The organism is Cobetia sp., from assembly GCF_983723665.1.
This window is the reverse complement of sequence record NZ_CFDJES010000244.1, coordinates 1-2690: the sequence shown is the minus strand read 5'-3', so window position 1 is coordinate 2690 and position 2690 is coordinate 1. Positions and strand designations below refer to the sequence as shown.

General features: G+C 60.0%; 3 protein-coding genes. 1 reads left to right on the top strand and 2 read right to left on the bottom strand.

Annotated elements, in window-relative coordinates; translation table 11 throughout:
• Positions 1 to 185, top strand: a 185-nt coding sequence (locus AC4FAH_RS14405; RefSeq protein ID WP_490246297.1) for a DUF2970 domain-containing protein, incomplete at its 5' end; no start/stop codon positions are given.
• Between the two features lie 188 nt (positions 186 to 373).
• Here the strand turns inward: AC4FAH_RS14405 and AC4FAH_RS14400 are convergent.
• Both AC4FAH_RS14400 and AC4FAH_RS14395 read right to left on the bottom strand, forming a co-directional pair.
• The gene (locus tag AC4FAH_RS14400) at positions 374 to 904 is read right to left on the bottom strand and encodes a DUF934 domain-containing protein (RefSeq protein ID WP_490246296.1); all 531 of its coding nucleotides are present in this window, start codon (positions 902 to 904) and stop codon (positions 374 to 376) included.
• Between the two features lie 13 nt (positions 905 to 917).
• Positions 918 to 2570 (bottom strand): nitrite/sulfite reductase, encoded by a 1653-nt coding sequence (locus AC4FAH_RS14395; protein WP_213114619.1) that lies wholly within the window; start codon positions 2568 to 2570, stop codon positions 918 to 920.
• Positions 2571 to 2690: the final 120 nt, after the last annotated feature.

Below are 2690 nucleotides of genomic sequence, written 5' to 3'. Positions count from 1 at the left end.
AGGAGGCGATCATGATCAATGAAGTCAAATCCGTACTGGCAGCATTCTTTGGTGTCCAGAAGGAGGCCAATCGCAAGCGTGATTTCGAGCACGGCCATGCGCTGGACTTTCTGGTGGTGGGACTGGTGATGGCTGCACTGCTGGTGGGAGGGATGGCACTGCTGTCCACGGTCGTCGCCGGCTGAAGAGCCGCTCAGGCGACTGAGACGAAACGTCAGGCAAGACACTGCAGAGACTAACCATCCGGCACGAAAAAAGCCCCCGCCCGGGAGACCATCCTGGACGGGGGCTTTTGCTTGGTTTACTCAGCTGCGATTGCCTTCTATCCGTGTCTATCCGCAGGCAGTAACAGTGAGTGATCAAGAGCGGGCGATCAACGACGCGCGAACAGCGGCGTCTTCTGGTCGACGCCGGTCTGGTAGCTGACGCTGAACGAGCTCAGGGCATGCAAGGCATCTTCCACGTATTGATCATCACGCAGGGCGAAAGCACTGATGCCGCAACGGCTCATGTAGTGGAGTTGATCCACCAGCACGTCACCGATGGCGCGAATCTCACCCTGATAGCCGAAGCGCTCACGCATCAGGCGGGCGATGGTGTAACCGCGGCCATCATTGAAGTTCGGGAAGTCGACCCCCAGCAGTGGTGCGTCCGCCAGTGCCTCGCCCAGCTCGGGCGTGAGCTCGGTGTCACTGGCAAGCCAGGGCGCCAGATGATCAGAGCCTTCACCGGCGGCGACCAGCGACTGCCATTCTGCCAGCGGCAGCAGGGCGGGTTGCCGATAGCTCGGTAGATTGCTGTCTTCATCCCGACGCACGACCTGCCAGGCATCTTCGCTCACCAGCTGATTCTGACGGATGACGCCGCCTTGGCGCTGATCGGTCAATTCACGTGCTGATGTCATTTGTGCAGTCACCTCAGGCATAGACCCGCTCCTTGAACGGCTTCATGCCGATGCGGTGGTAGGTATCGACGAAGACTTCATCTTCCAGACGCTGCTCGACGTAGACCTGCAGCACCTTGTCGATGACGTTCGGCATGTCTTCGGCATTGAAGGACGGGCCGAGAATCTTGCCGAGCGTGGCGTTGTCGTCGCTGCGTCCGCCCAGCGAGACCTGGTAGAACTCCTGGCCTTTCTTGTCGACACCCAGGATGCCGATGTTACCGACGTGGTGATGGCCACAGGCGTTCATGCAGCCCGAGATATTCAGGTCCAGCGGGCCGAGGTCGTACAGGAAGTCGAGGTCTTCGAAGCGGTCCTGCAGTGCCTGAGCGATGGGAATCGACTTGGCATTGGCCAGCGCGCAGAAATCGCCACCCGGGCAGCAGATCATGTCCGCCAGCGTGCCGACGGTCGGGTTGGCCATGCCGAGTTCTTCCAGCGCCTTCCAGAGTGTCTCGAGCTCATCGACAGGCACGTCTGACAGCACCAGGTTCTGCTCGTGTGTCACACGCAGTTCACCGAAGCCATATTGCTCCGCGAGGTCAGCCACGGCGTCCATCTGGTCAGCAGTGACGTCACCCGGGGCCAGTTCACGACGCTTGAGCGACAGGGTGACGGCCTTGTAGCCCGGCACCTTGTGGCCGACGACATTGTTGGTCACGAAACGCGCGAAGACACGGTTCTCGCGGCGCAGGGTCTCATAGGCCTCGATGGCCTCGGCGCTGACTTCACGGCGTACAGGCTCGGGGAAGTAGCTGGTCGCCTTGGTGACGGCGGAGTCGGTGAGGGTTTCCGGGCCATCCTTGAGATGGGCCCATTCTTCCTCGACGCGACGACGGAATTCCTCGACTCCCAGTGCCTTGACCAGGATCTTGATGCGCGCCTTGTACTTGTTGTCGCGACGGCCCCACTGGTTGTAGACACGCACGATTGCGTCCAGATAGGTCAGCAGGTGCTGCCAGTCGAGGTCTTCGCGCACGATGTCGCCGACCATCGGCGTACGACCGAGACCGCCACCCGCCAGGATGGTGGCCTTGACGCTGCCATCGTCGGCGCGGTTGAGACGAATGCCGATATCGTGGACCTGGATGGCAGCACGGTCGGCGCTTGCGCCGGTGACGGCAATCTTGAACTTGCGCGGCAGATAGGCAAATTCCGGGTGAAGCGTCGACCACTGACGGATCAGCTCACACCACGGACGCGGATCGACGGTCTCATCTTCCGCGATACCGGCGAACTGGTCAGTCGTGGTATTGCGGATGCAGTTGCCGCTGGTCTGGATCGCATGCATCTCGACCTGAGCCAATTCGGCGAGAATCGCCGGGACATCTTCCAGCTTCGGCCAGTTCAGCTGCAGATTCTGGCGAGTCGTGAAGTGTCCATAGGAACGGTCATAACGACGGCTGATGGCCGCCATGGCGCGCAGCTGGACAGCGCTCAACATGCCGTAGGGAATGGCGATACGCAGCATCGGGGCGTGACGCTGGATGTAAAGGCCATTCTGCAGGCGCAGAGGGCGGAATTCTTCATCCCCCAGACGGCCCGCCAGATAGCGATCCATCTGGTCCTTGAACTGAGCTACCCGCTCGTCGACCAGTGTCTGGTCGTAGGTGTCATAGCGATACATGTCAGGGGTGTCCTGCGGTCGGGCATCAGATGATCGTCCACTGATGCGAATCTTGTTGATGCTGAAGCCACCATACCCTCTATTCTTTATTCTTTAAAAGAATAAATCCTCATAGTTTTC